This is a genomic window from Microcystis sp. T1-4 (genome assembly GCF_000297435.1).
Lineage (GTDB): Bacteria > Cyanobacteriota > Cyanobacteriia > Cyanobacteriales > Microcystaceae > Microcystis.
In genome coordinates this window covers 1-17,920 of the sequence record NZ_CAIP01000122.1, presented here as the reverse complement: position 1 = coordinate 17,920, position 17,920 = coordinate 1, and the positions used below count along the sequence as shown (strand labels likewise).

15 protein-coding genes are annotated in these 17,920 nt (G+C 40.0%); 10 read left to right on the top strand and 5 right to left on the bottom strand.

The window, feature by feature from the left end; all coding sequences use genetic code 11:
* Both MICAI_RS07025 and MICAI_RS07020 read right to left on the bottom strand, forming a co-directional pair.
* On the bottom strand, window positions 1-1,092 hold a 1,092-nt coding region (locus MICAI_RS07025; protein ID WP_039899758.1), incomplete at its 3' end, for an RNA-guided endonuclease InsQ/TnpB family protein.
* Window positions 1,093-1,325: 233 nt separating this feature from the next.
* Window positions 1,326-4,079, bottom strand: a complete 2,754-nt coding sequence (locus tag MICAI_RS07020) for a DNA gyrase/topoisomerase IV subunit A (RefSeq protein WP_008199648.1) — start codon at window positions 4,077-4,079, stop codon at window positions 1,326-1,328.
* An 82-nt stretch (window positions 4,080-4,161) separates the two neighbouring features.
* On the opposite strand from MICAI_RS07020, the gene MICAI_RS07015 reads away from it, so the two are divergent.
* Window positions 4,162-4,566: a response regulator gene (locus MICAI_RS07015; RefSeq protein WP_008199646.1), complete on the top strand. Its 405-nt coding sequence runs from the start codon at window positions 4,162-4,164 to the stop codon at window positions 4,564-4,566.
* A gap of 268 nt (window positions 4,567-4,834) precedes the next feature.
* Here the strand turns inward: MICAI_RS07015 and MICAI_RS07010 are convergent, their stop codons facing one another.
* Both MICAI_RS07010 and dndC read right to left on the bottom strand, forming a co-directional pair.
* Window positions 4,835-5,527: a M15 family metallopeptidase gene (locus tag MICAI_RS07010; protein ID WP_008199644.1), complete on the bottom strand. Its 693-nt coding sequence runs from the start codon at window positions 5,525-5,527 to the stop codon at window positions 4,835-4,837.
* A gap of 63 nt (window positions 5,528-5,590) precedes the next feature.
* Window positions 5,591-7,180 carry a DNA phosphorothioation system sulfurtransferase DndC gene (gene dndC / locus MICAI_RS07005; RefSeq protein WP_008199641.1) on the bottom strand — a complete coding sequence of 530 codons (1,590 nt, stop codon included), beginning with the start codon at window positions 7,178-7,180 and terminating at the stop codon, window positions 5,591-5,593.
* A gap of 191 nt (window positions 7,181-7,371) precedes the next feature.
* On the opposite strand from dndC, the gene MICAI_RS07000 reads away from it, so the two are divergent.
* Window positions 7,372-8,616: a DNA sulfur modification protein DndB gene (locus MICAI_RS07000; protein WP_008199639.1), complete on the top strand. Its 1,245-nt coding sequence runs from the start codon at window positions 7,372-7,374 to the stop codon at window positions 8,614-8,616.
* Between the two features lie 110 nt (window positions 8,617-8,726).
* On the opposite strand, the gene MICAI_RS06995 is transcribed toward MICAI_RS07000, so the two are convergent.
* The gene (locus MICAI_RS06995) at window positions 8,727-9,206 is read right to left on the bottom strand and encodes a hypothetical protein (protein ID WP_008199637.1); all 480 of its coding nucleotides are present in this window, start codon (window positions 9,204-9,206) and stop codon (window positions 8,727-8,729) included.
* Window positions 9,207-9,520: 314 nt separating this feature from the next.
* On the opposite strand from MICAI_RS06995, the gene MICAI_RS06990 reads away from it, so the two are divergent.
* The 8 genes from MICAI_RS06990 (at window position 9,521) to MICAI_RS06955 (ending at window position 17,870) form a co-directional block, all read left to right on the top strand.
* The gene (locus MICAI_RS06990; RefSeq protein ID WP_008199635.1) at window positions 9,521-10,234 is read left to right on the top strand and encodes a sulfotransferase family 2 domain-containing protein; all 714 of its coding nucleotides are present in this window, start codon (window positions 9,521-9,523) and stop codon (window positions 10,232-10,234) included.
* 216 nt (window positions 10,235-10,450) lie between these two features.
* The gene (locus MICAI_RS06985; RefSeq protein WP_008199633.1) at window positions 10,451-12,217 is read left to right on the top strand and encodes a thiamine pyrophosphate-binding protein; all 1,767 of its coding nucleotides are present in this window, start codon (window positions 10,451-10,453) and stop codon (window positions 12,215-12,217) included.
* 38 nt (window positions 12,218-12,255) lie between these two features.
* Window positions 12,256-13,116, top strand: coding sequence for a sulfotransferase domain-containing protein (locus tag MICAI_RS06980; protein ID WP_232306154.1), 861 nt, complete (start codon window positions 12,256-12,258; stop codon window positions 13,114-13,116).
* A gap of 100 nt (window positions 13,117-13,216) precedes the next feature.
* Window positions 13,217-14,029 carry a hypothetical protein gene (locus tag MICAI_RS06975; protein WP_008199629.1) on the top strand — a complete coding sequence of 271 codons (813 nt, stop codon included), beginning with the start codon at window positions 13,217-13,219 and terminating at the stop codon, window positions 14,027-14,029.
* Between the two features lie 60 nt (window positions 14,030-14,089).
* On the top strand, window positions 14,090-14,911 hold the full coding sequence (locus tag MICAI_RS06970) for a hypothetical protein (protein ID WP_039899759.1): 822 nt from the start codon (window positions 14,090-14,092) through the stop codon (window positions 14,909-14,911).
* 77 nt (window positions 14,912-14,988) lie between these two features.
* Complete coding sequence (locus MICAI_RS06965; protein ID WP_008199626.1) at window positions 14,989-15,792, top strand: hypothetical protein; 804 nt, start codon at window positions 14,989-14,991, stop codon at window positions 15,790-15,792.
* 58 nt (window positions 15,793-15,850) lie between these two features.
* Window positions 15,851-16,663, top strand: coding sequence for a hypothetical protein (locus MICAI_RS06960; protein WP_008199623.1), 813 nt, complete (start codon window positions 15,851-15,853; stop codon window positions 16,661-16,663).
* Between the two features lie 7 nt (window positions 16,664-16,670).
* Window positions 16,671-17,870: a thioester reductase domain-containing protein gene (locus tag MICAI_RS06955; protein ID WP_008199621.1), complete on the top strand. Its 1,200-nt coding sequence runs from the start codon at window positions 16,671-16,673 to the stop codon at window positions 17,868-17,870.
* The last annotated feature ends 50 nt before the right edge of the window (window positions 17,871-17,920 follow it).

Sequence of the window (17,920 nt, the reverse complement as noted above, 5' to 3'; positions counted from 1 at the left end):
GTTGATTGCTGCATTATGATCCCTATCTAAGATTGTTTTACAGTTAGGACATTGATGAGTTCTAGTGCTTAATGTTTTTTGAACTCTCGTCCCACAAACTGAACAATCTTGGCTAGTAAAATGGGGAGGGACAGCAACACAAACAATCCGATAAATCTTGGCAAAATAATTCAACCATTCAGTGAATTGATACCAAGAAGCATCACTAATCGACTTAGATAGCTTACGGTTTTTTACTAAGTTTCTTACCTTTAAAGCTTCATAGACTACCAGATCATTAGACTGGACTAACGCCAAAGCGTCTTTAATCGCTTTGTCTTTACGTTGTCTTGACACCTTAAGATGAAGCCTAGCTACTTTTATCCGTTGCTTGTGATAGTTGTTAGACTGTTTCTTTCCTTGGCGAAATTGTTTTGATAATCTCCTTTGTGCTTTTTTCAGTCGTTTTTCTGACTTTCTTAAATAACGTGGATTCTCTACAGTATTGCCTTGGTCGTCAGTATAAAACTCTTTTAACCCTAAGTCAATTCCTGTTATTTGTCCCGTTGGTTCATGGTATTCTTGCCGTTCTACGTCAATCAAAAACTGACAATAATAACCGTCAGCACGTCTAACAACTCTTACCCGTTTAATCTGTTGCTCTGAATAATAAACTAAGGTTTTTTGACTACACCATAAATCAAATTCTCCTGCTTTAAAGCCATCGGTGAACTTGATTTTACGTCGATCCTCAGATAGTTTGTAGCCTGTTAGTTTGTACTCAACGGAACGGCTATGCTTTTTGAACCGAGGAAAACCCTTTTTGACCGGTATCTTAGCATGACAATTCTGGTAAAACCTATTAATTGATTGCCAGGCTCTATCAGCAGCAGATTGACGAGCTTGAGAGTTTAATTTATTAACCCATGGTGTCTCTTTATTGTTAGCTAGTACCGCACAAAGCTTTTGAAAATCATTGCGGGTTGTCCCTTGATTGTCCATCCAATAACGAACACAAGAGTTACGCACAAACTGAGATGTCCTAATTGCTTTATCTAGTCTTTGGTATTGTTCTGGTGTCCCGTTTTTTAACTTGGCTTCTACGACTAGCATTGATTAATCCTCGACCCTGGATAAATTAAGTATAACACAGTTTACCTACAAATGGTAGAATTAAAATCGTGCTTCGCAGTCAATATCCTGGTCGGATTTCATCCCCCGCAAAGGTTGATGTCTTGTCGAAAAATTTAGCGGGGGCATTCATCCGACATTTTAGGTAAGTACCTAAGCAAAATTAATTACACATATCTAACCACCTCTTGCCTCTTGCCTCTTGCCTATCTTCACTAGGAAATTAATTTTGCACGACTACTTAACAATTGTGCTTTGATAATTTTTTCTCCAGGGTTGAGTTTTACTAATTGTGAACCTGTCCCGTCTTTACCCGTAACTGTTACAGTTTCTACCTCTAAGGATAGTTTTCGCTTCTGATCGGTACTTAATAACACTATACCCCCCGCCCGCGCCGCTACCATGGCCGCTAAACTATCCTGTTTGTTGACGAATTGTAAAGCGGGTGAACCAAGATCGCCTAATTGTGATAGTCGTAAATTATCGATCGCCAGTCTTTTCCCGTAGCCTAATCCCGAAATCAGGAGCAGATTTTCCCGATGGGGGAGAGAAACACAGCCAGCTAGATGTTCCCCGTAGCGCAATCGCAAAATTGCTAAACCCTGAGCGGATTTACTCATCATTGGCAATAATTCCTCGCGCACGGGATAACGCAACACCCGACCGCTACTGGTGGCGATCGCTAAGTCCAGGCCCTCATGAGTAAAAATAGCAGCATATAGGCGATCATCTTCTTTCAATTTCATGAGGGACAAACCCCGACTACCAAGCCCCTCTAATTCATCGATGGGAAGCCGCTTTATTCGCCCCTGTTGACTCAGTAAAAGCAATTCTTGATTTTTTTGAGGTTCTGCCAAGAAAAATTGATTTAACACGGCTTCTGACTCTTTTTGGGCGGTTTTGGTCAGCAGACTGGAGATTAAAACCGGTTGATTCGCTTGCGGGGGAACTTCCCGGATAGCAATCGGGTAAGCTTTGGCATTATCGAGGATAACTAGGAAATTTTCCCGTTTTTCGATCGCCTGTTGATAGATAATTAAACCCCGGTCCGGCGCTCGCTCTTCCGGCGTCGTCCAACCAATTTTATCTTCGGCATCAAGCAATAAAATCGCATTTTCTGGGGGTTCTTGGGGCGTAAATAGGCTTAAACTCGGTGCATTCTCACTCTCAGACTTTTTCTTAACTTTATTCTCCTGTTTTTTAACCACAGAATCCTGTTTCTTCCCTTCTGTCTCCTGTCTCCTGTCTCCCGTCTCCTGTTTTTTAACCACAGAATCCTGTTTCTTCCCTGCTGTCTCCTGTCTCCTGTCTCCTGTCTCCTGTCTCCTGTCTCCTGTCTCCTGTCTCCTGTCTCCTGTCTCCTGTTTTTTAACAGCAGAATCCAATTTCTTCCCTGCTGTCTCCTGTCTCCTGTCTCCTGTCTCCTGTCTCCTGTCTCCTGTCTCCTGTCTCTTGTCCCCCGACTTGCCGGTGCGAATTTTTGTCCGTCTGCTATCGGCGAATTTTTTCTTTAAAGAGCGCAATTCTTTTTTCAGAGACTTGAGAAACTCCTGACGGTTATGGAGGAGGGTTTCCAACTGTTGAATTTTTGTTTGTAATTCCGTCGCTTCCGTCTCTAACTTTTGTCTTTCCAAACCAGTTAAACGACGCAGAGGCATAGCCAAGATAGAATCAGCTTGAGCGTCACTAATGCCCAATTCTGCCTGAAAACGATACTTAGCCGTCGTCCCATCGGGAGCATTTTTGAGAATATCCACCACTCGATCGATATTCTGCAAAGCTAATAATAAACCCTCCACTAGGTGTAAGCGATCGCTGGCCTGTTGCAACTCATCGCCATACTGACGGGTGAGAGTTGTTTCTCGAAAGCGCAAGAATTCCTGTAAAACTTGTTTTAAAGACAACTGCCTCGGTTGATTATCAACCAAAGCCAGGATAATCGCCCCAAAATTAGTCTGCAGCGCCGTTTGTTGGTATAAAGCCGCCAAAACCTGCTGCGGTTGACTTTCCCGCTTTAATTCAATCACCACCCGAATGCCTTCGCGATTGCTTTCATCGCGGATATCGGCAATTCCCTCCAATTTCCCTAAATTAACTAATTCGGCGATTTTTTCAATCCATGCCGCCTTATTCACCTGAAAAGGCAACTCAGTAACCACAATTGCCGTCCTTTCCCTTCGGCGCTTGCCCTCAATGATAATTGTTTCAGTTTTCGCCACTCCGCGCACGGGAATAATCCCCCTACCGGTGCGATAGGCCTCGCGAATGCCGGTATCATCTAAAATCTCGCCTCCCGTGGGAAAATCGGGCCCGGGGATAATTTCTACTAACTTTTCCTCGCTTAAATCGGGATTATCAATCAAAGCGATTAAACCTTCCACCACTTCCCCTAAATTATGGGGAGGAATATTAGTCGCCATTCCTACCGCAATACCCGAACAACCATTAAGAATCAGTATCGGTAACTGAGCGGGTAAAACAACGGGTTCCTGTTGAGAATTATCAAAATTACTGCTAAAATTAACGATAGCTTCGCTAATTCCCCCTAAAACCGCCTGATCCCCGATGCCGGCCAAACGGGTTTCTGTATAACGCATGGCCGCCGGGGGGTCGTTATCGATCGAACCAAAGTTACCATGGCCCGATAAAAGTGGGTAACGACTGGAAAAATCCTGTACCATACGAACCAGTGCCTCGTACACTGACTGATCACCGTGGGGATGATATTTACCCAAGACATCCCCCACCACCCGCGCACATTTGCGAAAGGGGCGATCGGGAGTTAAACCCAGTTCGTGCATAGCGTATAATATGCGACGGTGTACTGGTTTTAAGCCATCGCGTACATCCGGCAAGGCTCGCCCCACGATCACACTCATGGCATATTCTAGATAGGAGCGTTCCATCTCTTGGTGTAAAGCCGTGGGTATAATTTGACCACTAGCTAAGAAATCCAGTTGTTTGGCCATGAGTCTCTCGTTTTTAATCTGTCTAGCTGTGAATCATAAGGCATTTTGCCCTTTTTAACCTTGTTTATCCCTGAGCATCCCTATGACGACTGTTTTGATTGTAGAAGACGACCCGATAAATTTTCGCGTTTTTGCCAAAATTTTGACCAAACGAGGTGGTCTAGAGGTCAAAGGGACCGAAGATGTGGAAGAAGTGCTTCGTATTGCTCGGGATAAGGAAGCGGACGTGATCTTAATGGATGTCTCCCTCTCCCATAGTGTCTATGAAGGGAAAGCGGTAGATGGCATTAAAATCAGCCAAATTCTCAAAGCTAACCCCGAAACCGCCGATTTACCCGTTATTATCGTCACCGCTCACGCTATGGAGGGCGATCGAGAGAATTTTCTTAAGCAGAGTGGGGCCGATGGTTATATTTCTAAACCAGTGGTTGATCACCAAGCTTTTGTTAATCAAATTTTGGCGATCATCGAGCGGAAGCCGGTGTAAGCTTTGAGTCTTGTTTTGTTAGTATATCAGTATTTATCTAGGGCTTGCTGAATAAATCTCAAAACCTTGTTGGGTAAGACTTTTAGACCTTTTGTCAATCAAAAAGTACCGGCGACGGGAGTGATTGGGGGGAAAATTCAGGGACTTTTCCCCTGAAAATTAGGTAATTGAGCAGATGAGAATCGGTCAAAACCCACACCCCCCGATGTCGGGGGGGTTGGGGGGCCACACCCTGTCCCCACAAGAAACTTTTTGCCGCAAACCCTACTTAATCCTCCACTCTGCCATAGATGGCGTAGGCTCGATCGAGCGACCAGGCCCACATCTGATCCCCTAGGGAAAAATGCCACCATTCCCCCTTATGTCGGCTAAATCCCGCCTCCTCCATCACTTTAGCCAATAAAACTCGTTTTTGATGATAACTCTGTTCTCGCGGGCTTTTTGCGGCGATATAATGATCGGGATGCGATCGCTCACTGATCTCATCGATTTCTCCCCCCATGTCGATGGCTTGTCCCTTCTCGTCCACTAGGGTAATATCGATCGCCGCTCCGGTACTATGGGGAGGCGGAGTGGCGGCATTATCGCTGGGAACCGCCCAAATAGTGTAAACTTCTGTTAAAATCGCTTGACTTTCTGCCTCCGATAGTTTCTCTTTGGCTAATCCTCTTGTGTCTAGGAGAGTCTGAAAACTATAATCGACCATAAATTGTTGCACTTCCACGGGTCGATAGGCATCAAAAATCAAAATTTGCCAACCGGGTTGATAGACTTGCAGACGGTTTTGAGCGTCAATCAGGGCATTTAACACCCCTTGTCGCAAAAAATAGGGAGATTTACCCCGATAATTAGCCCCCAATTTCTCGTAAGCATGGGGAGAAGGGATAACAAATTTATCTGCGGGTATCGGTACTAGGGGTTCCCCACATTCACGAATAGGAATTTTTTGGTAGGGTTTCATCGCGTCGTCGAGAAACAGTAATTTTATTGATGGTCAACTCGATCGCCAGTTTACATAAACCTGTTATTCCTCCTCCTCATCGGTTGTAGGGAATTTCATACTGGCCCAAGTTAACTGTTTTTGCGGGTCTTTTTCCGGTTCACTAAAACTCTCTTTGAGTTGTTCTTTCACCTGGGCAATATTACCACTTTGAGCGGCATTCTTTAGATCATAGACATAACGAGCATTTTCGATCGCTTCCTCTTTACTACGAGAACTAGACTCAAAGCATTTTTCTAGGTCTTTGTAAATACCCTTGCGAGAGATTTTGAGAAAATATTGACGTTCTGTATCTATAAGTTTAGCCAATAATTCTAGGTGCATGGAATCCTCGGCACAGATATCCGCGAGGATATCCCATTCTTCACTCCCCAAAAGATTATTATCCGCTCCCGGTCGCGGATCTCGAAAAGTTTCTCCAGTCACTTGTTTATAAATCTTCGGTAATTGGTCATCAAATTCGTGCTTTTCTTCCCTCCAAATCCGGCGAATTTCGCTGAGTTCCTCCGTGGTAATTAGGGTAATATCTTTCATCTCCTCTGGCGCATTAGTACGCACGCTCTCCTGGGCTTCTAATACCCTTCTCAGCCAATATTCCCGCCATTGTTTAGTATAAGGTCCCGGTATGGGTTCGATCTTGTCTGAACCAAAAAGTTCAACCTTGCCATAAATACGGCGAAAATCTCTCCTTTCTCTGTCGTTTTTTAAGTCTAATTCGTTGCGAAGGTCTAAAAGCGGTTGTAACCATTCTTTTTCCTCGTCATTCTGTATCATTGCCTCCATCGATTTATCTTTATTCACCATCGTACACACCCAACAACCAAAGCGCGAATCTCCACAGCTAGGAGTGGAAGTATCTACCACTAGGGGACATTCATTATCCGCAGTCGCTCCCCGATACATTGCTAATAATTCTTTGTTGTCTCCTCCCCAGGGATTTTCCCACTGCATTAAGTACATCCATACTTCATCAGTACGCCAATCTTCTATGGGAGTATAAATCAAAGAGTTGATTAAACGTCCATTGGGGCTTAATCTGTCACGAACTCTACCTATTTCATGTTTTTTCATGGTGATTGCTCGCGCTTGACTTTCAGCCTTCCTAATTCCTAGCACAACAATAGTTTCACAATGAACCCTGACTAAATTGCGAATAAAGTTATTGACAGGCTGAATTTTCATGCGATCAGTACACCAACGAAAGCCGTGCCTTGGAGCAGGATATCCTTTTCCTATCAGACAAACCCAGAAAGTAGCGTCAACTTCAGGATGCAGTAGATGCGATTTCACAGGCATTTGTTGCTGTTTTGCCGCTTCTGTAAGCTGTCTAATACATCTGCGTACCCAAGTAGAAACAATTGGGTTTTCAACAAAAGTATCGGTAGTGATGACATGAATGGTTTTTTTTCGCTTCTCTAATGGTAAGGCGGCGATCGCATTCCAGATTAACTGCAATATACTTGTACTATCTTTTCCCCATGATACTCCCACAACCCAAGGAATAGTATCTGCACAGTATAATTCCTGTATTTCTTGAGTTAAATAATTTAAATCCTCGACAAACTCCGCAATAGTACGGATAGGCGACTTATCTGATTTGAGGGTATCTGTCATAAAAAGTCCGTATTTCTCTCCATACTGAGTGTCTCAAGGATGACTACAGAGTTTCGCCTAAAGATGATGTATGACGGGATTCGGAATCACCCCTGGACGATCAGCTGCTGTTCCTTGTTCCCTATTCTGGCGTTTCCTATTCCCCAAAACGAAAACTTCATGCCTCATCATTAAGATAACTGATATAATATATGAGTATTGAGTGTTTTTTGGTGTTTTTTTTTATTATGTCTGATATTGCACCTCATTCTTCAGATTTGACTCAACAACTGAATCAGGTACTGGAATACTACTTTTCTGAGCATTACAGAGAGAAATGCTATCTTGGGCTAGTTTTCCAACAAGGAAAACGAAAAATGGTTCAAATAAACGTTCCCGCTCATGATTTACCAACCTTGCTCCAAGCAAAGCCATCTACAGGGAACGATCCCGATTCAGGAAAAAATCGCCCAGAGGTTCAAGGACATACAGAGGAAGTTAAAGAATATATCCTTAAGCGGATTAAACAAGATAAACCATGGATTTTAGGAACTCTAACAGCTAATGTTGATCCAGAAAAAATTAAGCTGATCGATCTTGCTCGTGGGCTATGCTTGGTTGTAATTGGACGTGGAATCAAATTAGATATTACAGATGGTCAACATCGTAAACGCGCTATTCACGAATTGATTACGAATTCTGAGGGGGAACTAATCGGTGATAATGATTTTCCTATTACTTTGGTATTGGAAGGGGATTTTAGACAATGCCAAACTGATTTTAGAGATATGGCTCAAACAAGGCCTTTAGATAAATCGTTACTTCTCTCCTTTGGGGAATTTGAAGGACGGGTGGGTATTACTAAAAATTTACTCTATCAAGTGTCTATGTTTGATGGTAAAACAGAAGCTATCAAAGATCAAACTTCGTTAAAAAAGAAACTTATTTATACATTTAACTATGTGGCTAAATTAGTAAGTTTAGCCTTTGATAACGACATTAGTTCTGATTTAACAGAGATAAGCGTTGAAGAATCATCTGAGGCTTTATCTAAATGTTTAAATCAGTTTTTTCATGAGTGTTCTCAAACTAGAGAAATAGCGGGGAATAGCACAGATAAATTAACCGTTGATCAGTTAACTAAATTTCAGACAAGTTGTATTTTAGGACGTAGTGTAGGCTTAGAAATATTAGGATACTTGTTGCACGATATTTATGATGAAAATAACAACAGTTTTGATAGTGCTAAAATTTCATTGTTGGCTGGATTAGACTGGGCAACTGGTAGTGATCTTTGGAGTGGAAATGTCGTTACAATAGATCCTAACCCTAAAAAGCCAGCAAATCCTTACAGAATATCTGCGAGCATGAATATGGTAAAACTGGCAGTTTACAACGCAAAAAATCGGCTAGGATGGGTAGAAAAATCTACAAGTTCTATATTAGATTTTCAATGATCGAGCGCAGCTGACGAGCGATCGCATACTACAGAATATATGTACTAAGAAAAAGCCAATTGGCATGGCAGCGGGGGAGCGGGGGGAGAAAGTGCTTAGTCAAGTCAAAACTACTCTTCAACAATTTCGACTTTTTTGGTAGCAAGGGGTTCTTGGGTGAAAATTTCTACTTCAATAGCCTTTTTCAGGTTAAGTTTTAGAACTGAAGAAATTGGCAAACCTTTCACCTCATTGATGAGATATTCTTGAGTTTCTGTTTCACGACGTTTGAGATATACCGCTTTCAGCACTGCCTCAATGCCATAACCCGTAACCATGTCACCAATAATAGTAGAGACACCTAAGACCCCAAGTCCGCCAATTACCCCCAGCGGACCGCCTAACCCCAAAAGTGCGTAAATCATGGGATAGGTAGTGCTAGTGGATGCGGCAACAGCAATAATGAAAATAATGCCGGGGAGTCCAAGAGAGGCAAGTTTTTGAAGGACTTCATCCAGAGAAATTCCCCAAGACACAAGTTTTTTGTTGATTTCTGCGGGATTAATGCCGAGAAAATCCTGGGGAATGACGGGTGCGGTAGTTTCCGTCATTGATGAGACTCCTAAAATCACTAAGTTGGATTGGTTGCTAGGGATTTCAGTCATATAAAGTTCGGGGATTCAGATGCCTGGCAGCATTCTACATCAGTCTTACTGTTCACACAACTTGTAGAAAATCCTCAGTTCTTAAGGAAATAGCAATTTCTGTGCATTTTCGGGTTAACCCCTAGAGCATCTCCCAGAGGGCAGCCAGAATGGACAAGCTGACAGTTTAGATACTGTCTCTTTTGTCAAGTTCAATTTATACTAAAATTGATACGCTTACCGGTCTCGGGCAGAGCTATTGTTATCACACCGCAAGATTAATGTTAATATCCTACAGTCATCAGTTCATTTTTTTTCATGTCACAAAAGCTGCGGGGACAAGCGTTAAAGCAGTCTTAGAACCTTATGCACAACAACCTGAAAAATTCAAAATTAATCGCCCTCCCAGAATGTTAGGAGAGCAAATCAATCCCCTGTATGAAATGTGGGAATCCTCTCTTTGGCACGCTAAAGCCAGAGATATGCAAAAAGAACTGTCAGAGGAAGTATATAATAATTTTTATAAATTTTCTTTTGTCAGAAATCCTTGGGATTGGCAGGTATCCTATTATCATTTTATTCTTAAGGAGAAAGATCATGTTAGACATGAATTGGTTAAATCTCTGGACGGTTTTGAAGAATACTTGGAATGGGTTATTAGTACCAAAAATCCCTTTCCCAAAGGAGCAACTAAACTACAAAAAGACCTTATTACTGACTTAGAAGGCAAAATAATAGTTGACTTTGTTGGTAGATATGAAACTTTAGAAGCTGATTTTGATCTGGTCTGTCAAAGGCTAAATATTAAAGCTTCTCTGCCCTGTTTAAACAAGTCAAAACATCGTGATTATCGAGAATATTACAACAACAGAACCAGAAAATTAGTAGAAAAACACTTTCAGGATGACATCGCCTTATTTGGCTACACATTTGATAGTTATCAATCCCAAATTGCAGCGGAAAAATTTTTCCTCACAGCTGCCGGGGGTTATTGAGAGTTTACAAAAATTTAGCTAAACCAATTTTCTGCCTAGGGGTTCAAAACCAGCGTCTATGTGAGTGGTTCTAATTAATCTGATCCCCCCGTCTATCGGCAGCCCCCTTATCAAGGGGGAAGGGGGGATAGAACCTAAAATCCATTTTTAATTTAATTCCACCTAGCTACTTATGTGAGATATTCTAACAATAGTCCATTAACAAGACAAAATCTAATGATTTCACAAGCCTCTTCTCCCATTACCTTGACAGAGCCAGAACAAATCCAGCCAAGAAATATGAGTGACCTAATTGTCGATTATTTAGAGCAATTAGGGGTAGAATACGTTTTCGGCATCCCGGGAGGACATAATAGTGCCTTCTACGAAGCCTTAGCACGCAGTGAAAGACGCGGGGGGGTTCGTGCCGTTTTGACTTGTCACGAAACCGGTGCCGCTTTTATGGCTGATGGTTATGCTCGTGAAACGGGAAAAATCGGGGTTTGCTGCGGCACAACTGGACCGGGTAGCACCAATTTCATTACAGGATTAGCCTCAGCTTATGCCGAAGGGATACCTTTACTTGTTATCACCGCACAAACTGCCCTACCTAATTTTAGCTGGAGTGCCTTTCAAGAATCATCGCCTGATACCATTGATACAGTGGCCATGTTTAAGCACTGTACCCGTTATAATACCCTCGTCACCCACCCTAATCAATTAGAAAGAAAATTGGCAGCGGCATTAACAACAGTTTTACATTCACCTTTTGGACCGGCTCATCTTAGTATTCCTGTGAATATTTTCCGGGTTGAGTCTCCCTCATCCCTTGCTTATCCCCAGGTAGCGACTCAAGCTGCTGCATTAGTTGATTTAAAAGCCTTAGATGAGCTTGATAGTACCATAAACAATATCTTAGACCAAGGTCAAACCATCGCCATCTGGGTTGGTCAAGATTGTACGGAAGCCACCTCGGAAATTATGGCATTAGCCGAATTAATTAACGCTTCTATTGTCACAACTCAAGGTGGTAAAACCTGTGTTAATCCTTATCATCCTTTAGTAAAAGGGGTCTTTGGTTTCGCCGGACATCAAACGGCCCGTCAAGCTTTAACCGATGATTCTGTTGCTTTAATTTTAGCGGCTGGGATGAACTTAGGCCAATGGGAAACCTCGGCTTGGGATCAGAAATTGTTAACTAAAAAAATAGTTCATATTCATCACGCAAGGGACTATTTTAAAAGTTCTCCGATGGCCAGTTTACACATTCAAGGTACAATCAAAACTACCTTGGCAGAATTACTAAAAAGATTACAGAAAACTCGGCAAAGGGGACAAGTAAAACCAGAGTTATCAGCGAGCTTATCCCCTGAATTTTACCAGCCTTATCAACCCGCTCACATTACCGTTAAAGAACCGGATAGCTATCGACTTTCAGAGGATAATTCCCCTGTTAAACCCCAGCAATTAATCGGTGAACTCCTACAACATTTTCCCCCGGAAACCCGCTATTTAGTCGATGTGGGTAATTGGTTAGCTTGGACAATTCACTATTTCTTCCCACCCCGTCCGGAAAATTTCCGTTTAGCTGTGGCAACTGCTCCCATGGGTTGGGGAATTGGCAGTGCGATTGGAACAGCTATGGGGGTAAAAAATACCCCAGTGGTTTGTCTTACAGGTGATGGATGTTTTCTAATGCACGGTAACGAACTTGCTGTTGCTGTTGCTGAAAAATTACCGATTATTTTTATCATTCTTAATGATCAATCTTTTGGTATGGTTAAACACCGACATCTTCAAACGGGAGTAGAACCCCTAGAGTTTGCTTTACCATCAGTAGATTTTAGTCAAATTGCTCGGGGAATGGGAGCGAATGGTTATATTATTCGTAATAGTCAAGACTTGCATGAATTAGATTATGAGGCAATTTATCGGGATGGCAAACCTACCGTCTTAGATGTGCGAATTGATTCGGAATATGTTCCCCCCATAGGAATGTTTTAAAGCCACGAACAATGATCAATACTTTTAACTCAAAAGCGATGTCCTATACCGAGTTAGCAGCCAAGCGATTACTAATTAATTCTTTGCCTAAAAGTGGCACTCATTTGTTGGCTAAGTCCGTTGAAATTCTGGGCTATAAAGAACATTTTGAGGATCGAGAAGTTCAAGAAGTGCCTCTATTTTTTAACTATCGAGAAGTTAAAAAAAGAATCGAGCATCAAACCCAATTTAGCCAAAAACAGATTAGCATAGGGGCTTTAACTCCCTACTATGTAGATTTGGCGATTGTTCGACATTGGTTAACTCTGATTGCCGAAAAGCAATACATTTTAGGTCATATTCCTTGGACACCTCTGTTAACCCCAATTCTTCAGGAATTAAATTATCAGCATATCTTCATTATTCGTGATCCTCGTGCTGTTATAGCTTCCTCAATTCCCTTTGTTTTAGATACGGGAAAAATGCCGGCAAGACACTTTTTAGAAGAGGATTTTAAGTCCATGTCTCCTAGCCAAAGATTAGATTTTATTTTAGTGGGAGGCTATGCGGCAAAAGCGGGAGTAGAAATCAGAAATTTTGCTGAAGTGTTCCGTTCTATGTTAGCTTGGTCTCAAGAGCAAAATTGTTTATTTATCCGTTTTGAGGATCTGGTGGGAGAACAGGGAGGTGGCAAGTCGGAAAAACAAAGGGAGACGATGGAAAAAATTTGCCACCATTTGGATATTCCTTTTAGTGAAACTATTGCTTCTCAGTTGGGGGAAATTTATAACCCTTCTGCTAGAACATTTAGAATGGGGAAAATAGACGGATGGAAAGACTCAATAGAGCCGGCAGATATCGAAAAATTAAACACCTATTGTCAACCATTATGTCAAGAGGCGGGTTATGAAATGTTTTGAGTTATACCTAGGATTAGTCTGATAAATTCCCAGTTTATTGGTGATTATTTTCCTAGATATGGTACGATCCTTCCACGACTTAAAATAAGGAAACACAAAAATGGACTTACAAGCAAATCTTGAGAGATTTAAAAGCAAACACCCCATCAGTCGCAATCATTATATTTCCTATCGTAGTATATACAAAGCTACTCCCAGTCTCAAATTCATATTCAAGCATTATTGCCCGATTTATCATATTTCACTAGATGAGTTTTTTGAATATTATCCCCTTTTAGCATTTATTGAATACCTTGTCTATGAAACTGATGCGGAGATGGAAAGCAATCAAAAGGATAGCAGCCCATCAAGTCAGTCGTCTCTGTGGGATTCTAAAAAAATTATCATTCGATCTTTTTTGCAAGAATTTGATTTAGAAGCTCCTAGTATTTTAAATCAAATGGATAATTTAGGGAAATATATTCAATTGGAAAGTAAGCTATTGACCTCTGAAAATATCACATTAGAAGATGTAATTCGTGCCTCTGAATTGCGGTCTTCTGACGAGTTAATTCTCCACTGTACCTTGATTGCTATGTCAGGTAAACCTTATAGAGATGAAATTTTTGAGATTATGTCACCTATACATATTCTGCTAGAATTTCATGATGATTTTCTTTCCTATCAAGAGGATAGGGCAGCCGGTAATTATAATACCTATTGGATGTTTCAGAAATTGTATGGAGAGGAAGCACACCATTATTTAAAAGCAGAAATAGACCGTTACAGTAAGCTATTTGAAGCAACCCTGAAAGGATTATCTGAACAAGAACAAGAAATTTATTCAGCAAAATGGTCTCGTTTATGGCAAAATGTATTTCCCTATTTCTCTAGTGCTGAACTTCTTCGTCAAGCTGTTTTAGAAGGGGTTTAAACCTGTTATTTGACCGCAGAAATTTATTTGTATAAAAAATCAAAACAAGGAGAACCCCAAATGATCCCATTGATATCTATTGAGCGGATTAAAAGTAAACAAACTATTAGTCGAATCCCTTACATTTCCTATCATAGTCTATTCAAAGCTATTTCTGTAATCCACGTTTCTTTAAGGCTATATTGTCCGATTTATAATATTTCTGATGATCAGTTTTTGGAACTTTCTCCACTCTTAGCACTTATTGAATCTTCTGTCTATGAAACTGATATAGAAACAGAAAACAATCAAAAGAATAGCAATCTATCATCTCACCTTGCTCCCTGGGACAATAGAAAGATAATTATTCAATCTTTTTTAAAAGAATTTAATTTAGAACACCCTACAATTTTAGAGCAAATAGATAACTTAGGTGAATATTTTGAATTAGAAAGTCAGCTAGTAGCTTCTGAAAAAATAACATTAGAGGATGTAATCCGTGCTTCCAAATTGCGTTCATCTGATTTGAGGATTATCCACACTATTCTAGTTCAGATGTCAGGTAAATCCTACAGAGCGGAAATTTTTGAAATTCTCTCACCGACAGAAATCTTGAGTGAATTTCAGGATGATTTTTGTTCCTATAAAAGGGATGTGGCAGCAGGTAATTACAATACTTACTGGATGTTTCAGAAATTGTATGGAGAAGAAGCACACCATTATTTAAAAGCAGAAATAGACCGTTATAAAAATCTATTTGAAGAGAAACTCAAGCTATTTCCTGAAGAAGAACAAGAAAGATATACAAAAAAATGGTCTCGTTTCTGGAAAAGATATTCTTATCTCTCTAGTGCTGAACTTATTCGTCAAGTAGCTCTGGAAGGGGTCGAAAATAATGAATAATTAGCCATCCCATAGCCTGCTATTATTAAAATCTGCATCACTATTCATTGGAAAATTCAAAATTAGGAGCATCAAAAATGAATCTACAGGACTTAGAGATTTTGTATGAGCGTCTTAAAAGCAAACAACCAAGCAGTCAAACCCGTTACATCTCTTATCATAGTCTATACAAAACTGCTTTTATGTTTAAATCTATTTTTAAGCAATATAATATGATTGACGACGTTTCTCTTGATGAGTTTCTTTTATGTTATCCAGTTTTAGCATTGATTGAATCTTTAATCCATGAAGTCAATATTGATCTAGGAAGCAATCAACAGAATAACTTATCATGGGATGCTAGAAAGAAAATCATTCAATCTTTTTTAAAGGAATTTAATGTAGAACATCCTACTATCCTAAATGCTATGGAGAACTTAGGAGAATTTTTTCACCTTGGCAGTCAGTTAGTGAATTCTGAAACAATAACTCATCAAGAGGTGATTCGTGCTTCTGAATTGCAGTCTTCCGATATCAATATGCTTTACTTTACTTTAATTTCAATACTAGGTAAACCTTACAAAACTGAAGTTTTTGAGCTGATGTCACCGATCAACATTTTGCTAGAAGTTCATGATGATTTTCGTTCCTATCAAGAGGATAGAGCAGCCAGTAACTATAACACCTACTGGATGTTTCAGAAATTGTATGGAGAGGAAGCACACCATTATTTAAAGGCAGAAATAGACCGTTACAGTAATCTATTTGAGGCAACCCTCAAAGGATTATCTCAACAAGAACAAGAAGTTTATTCAGCAAAATGGTCTCGTTTATGGCAAGATGTATTTCCCTATTTCTCTAGTGCTGAACTTCTTCGTCAGACTGTTTTAGAAGGGGTTTAAACCTGTTATTTGACTGCGGAAACTTATTTGTTTAAAAATTCAAAAAGGAGAAACTAAAATGAACCCGCAAATGTCCCCTGGGATGATTGAAAGAAAAAAAACCGTTAGTCAAATCCCTTATATTTCCTATTATAGTATCTATAAAGCTACTTCAGTTTTAAAGCCGTTTTTCAAAATATATTGTCCAATTTATAACATTTATGATGATGAATTTTTTGAATTTTATCCCCTCTTAGCATTTATTGAATATCTGATCTACGAAACCGATGTAGAACTAGAAGAGAGTAATCAAAAAGATGGCTCACTATTAACTCAAGTTTCTCCCTGGGATGCCAGAAAAAAAATTATTGAATCTCTGTTGCATGAACTTGGTGTAGAAGGCTCCGCAATTTTAGCACAAGCAGACAACTTAGGTAAATATATTGAATTAGAAGGTCAGCTAATTGCTTCTGAAAAAATAACTTATGAGGACTTACTTCTTGCCTCTGAACTAAGGTCTTCTGATTTGAGGATTCTACACTCTGCTCTCGTTCAGATTTCAGGTAAACCCTACAGAAGTGAAATTTTTGATCTGATGTCACCTCTAGAAGTTTTACTAGAATTTAATGATGATCTTCGTTCCTACAAAAAGGATATGGCAGCAGGTAGTTACAATACCTACTGGATGTTTCAAAAATTCTATGGAGAGGAAGCACACCATTATTTAAAAGCAGAAATAGACCGTTATAAAAATCTATTTGAGGAGAAACTTAAGCGATTTCCTCAAGAAGAACAAGAGATATATTTAGTAACATGGTCTCGTTTTTGGCAAAGATTTCCCTATCTCTCCGATGCCGAACTTATTCATCAGGTTGCTCTAGAAGGGATTTAAAAAACACATGACTAAACCTGTGACTCAACAGTTAGACCTGAAAGCGGAAGTAAATTTGGATTCCTCGATTCAATTTGAGCAATCGCTTTCCAAGAATGTACTAGAGCCAAAAGCTATCTTATTGACAGGAGCAACTGGTTTTCTTGGTGCTTATTTACTCGAAGAACTTCTCCAGAAAACCAGCGCAGATATTTATTGTTTAGTTCGCTGTTCTAATATAGAGGAGGGAAAAAATCGTCTTCAAAAAAACTTAGAGTTTTATTCTCTTTGGCAAGATGGTTTTAATTCTCGTATTATTCCTATTGTTGGAGATTTAGGTAAACCTTTATTCGGTCTTTCTCAACTAGCATTTAATGAATTAGCGGCAATAATTGATATTATTTATCACAATGGAGCTTGGGTTAACTCTGCTCGTCCCTACTCCACCTTAAAACCGGTAAATGTGTTGGGGACGCAGGAAGTGCTAAGATTAGCTAGTAGGGAGCAAACTAAACCTGTTCATTTTGTTTCGACTCTTGGGGTTTTTCTCGGTGATAATCAGGAGGAAATTGGCAGAATCACCGAAATGGATAGCCCTAATTTTGTTAATCTTCAAGGAGGTTATCGCCAAAGTAAATGGGTGGCAGAACAATTAGTGATGGTCGCACAAAAAAGAGGATTACCTGCTTGTATTTATCGTCCTTCAAGAATTATCGGGAATAGTAAAACGGGGATTAACGGTAATTTCCAAGATTTCCTGTGTATTTTGCTAAAGGGTTGTATTCAATTAAAAAAATTCCCCGCTTTAAACACACAAATAGATATCGTTCCCGTTGATTATGTCAGTCAGGCAATTGTCGGTTTATCCCAGCAAAAAAACCATGCTGGCAAAGTATTTCATTTAATTAATTCTCAGCTAATTTCCTGGGAAACTTTCTTTAATTCTCTTCAACTTTTAGGCTATTCCTTAGAAAAAGTTAATTATGATAATTTTTATGCCGAATTAAAGTATCAATTATCCCGGTCTCCCAAGAATACACTATACTCATCTTTATTACTGCTTTTGAAACTGTCAAAACTATTTTCCCCTGATAAGCTAGAATTTGACGCAACTCGAACATTGATAGAATTAACAGAGCTATCTATCTCCTGTCCCGTTATTGATGAAAAATTGCTCAGTTTATATTTTTCTTACTTTCAGAAAGTTGGCTATTTCCCCCTGTTCTAGATTATAATTTATAGCCGTAGTTTCGGTTGAGCAATAATAACTCTTGTCCA

Excerpts from the sequence above, each read along its gene's own strand:
- MICAI_RS07020 (WP_008199648.1), bottom strand. The coding sequence starts at position 4,079 with ATGGCCAAACAACTGGATTTCTTAGCTAGTGGTCAAATTATACCCACG.
- MICAI_RS07015 (WP_008199646.1), top strand. The coding sequence starts at position 4,162 with ATGACGACTGTTTTGATTGTAGAAGACGACCCGATAAATTTTCGCGTT.
- MICAI_RS07010 (WP_008199644.1), bottom strand. The coding sequence starts at position 5,527 with ATGAAACCCTACCAAAAAATTCCTATTCGTGAATGTGGGGAACCCCTA.
- dndC (WP_008199641.1), bottom strand. The coding sequence starts at position 7,180 with ATGACAGATACCCTCAAATCAGATAAGTCGCCTATCCGTACTATTGCG.
- MICAI_RS07000 (WP_008199639.1), top strand. The coding sequence starts at position 7,372 with ATGAGTATTGAGTGTTTTTTGGTGTTTTTTTTTATTATGTCTGATATT.
- MICAI_RS06995 (WP_008199637.1), bottom strand. The coding sequence starts at position 9,206 with ATGACGGAAACTACCGCACCCGTCATTCCCCAGGATTTTCTCGGCATT.
- MICAI_RS06990 (WP_008199635.1), top strand. The coding sequence starts at position 9,521 with ATGTTAATATCCTACAGTCATCAGTTCATTTTTTTTCATGTCACAAAA.
- MICAI_RS06985 (WP_008199633.1), top strand. The coding sequence starts at position 10,451 with ATGATTTCACAAGCCTCTTCTCCCATTACCTTGACAGAGCCAGAACAA.
- MICAI_RS06980 (WP_232306154.1), top strand. The coding sequence starts at position 12,256 with ATGTCCTATACCGAGTTAGCAGCCAAGCGATTACTAATTAATTCTTTG.
- MICAI_RS06975 (WP_008199629.1), top strand. The coding sequence starts at position 13,217 with ATGGACTTACAAGCAAATCTTGAGAGATTTAAAAGCAAACACCCCATC.
- MICAI_RS06970 (WP_039899759.1), top strand. The coding sequence starts at position 14,090 with ATGATCCCATTGATATCTATTGAGCGGATTAAAAGTAAACAAACTATT.
- MICAI_RS06965 (WP_008199626.1), top strand. The coding sequence starts at position 14,989 with ATGAATCTACAGGACTTAGAGATTTTGTATGAGCGTCTTAAAAGCAAA.
- MICAI_RS06960 (WP_008199623.1), top strand. The coding sequence starts at position 15,851 with ATGAACCCGCAAATGTCCCCTGGGATGATTGAAAGAAAAAAAACCGTT.
- MICAI_RS06955 (WP_008199621.1), top strand. The coding sequence starts at position 16,671 with ATGACTAAACCTGTGACTCAACAGTTAGACCTGAAAGCGGAAGTAAAT.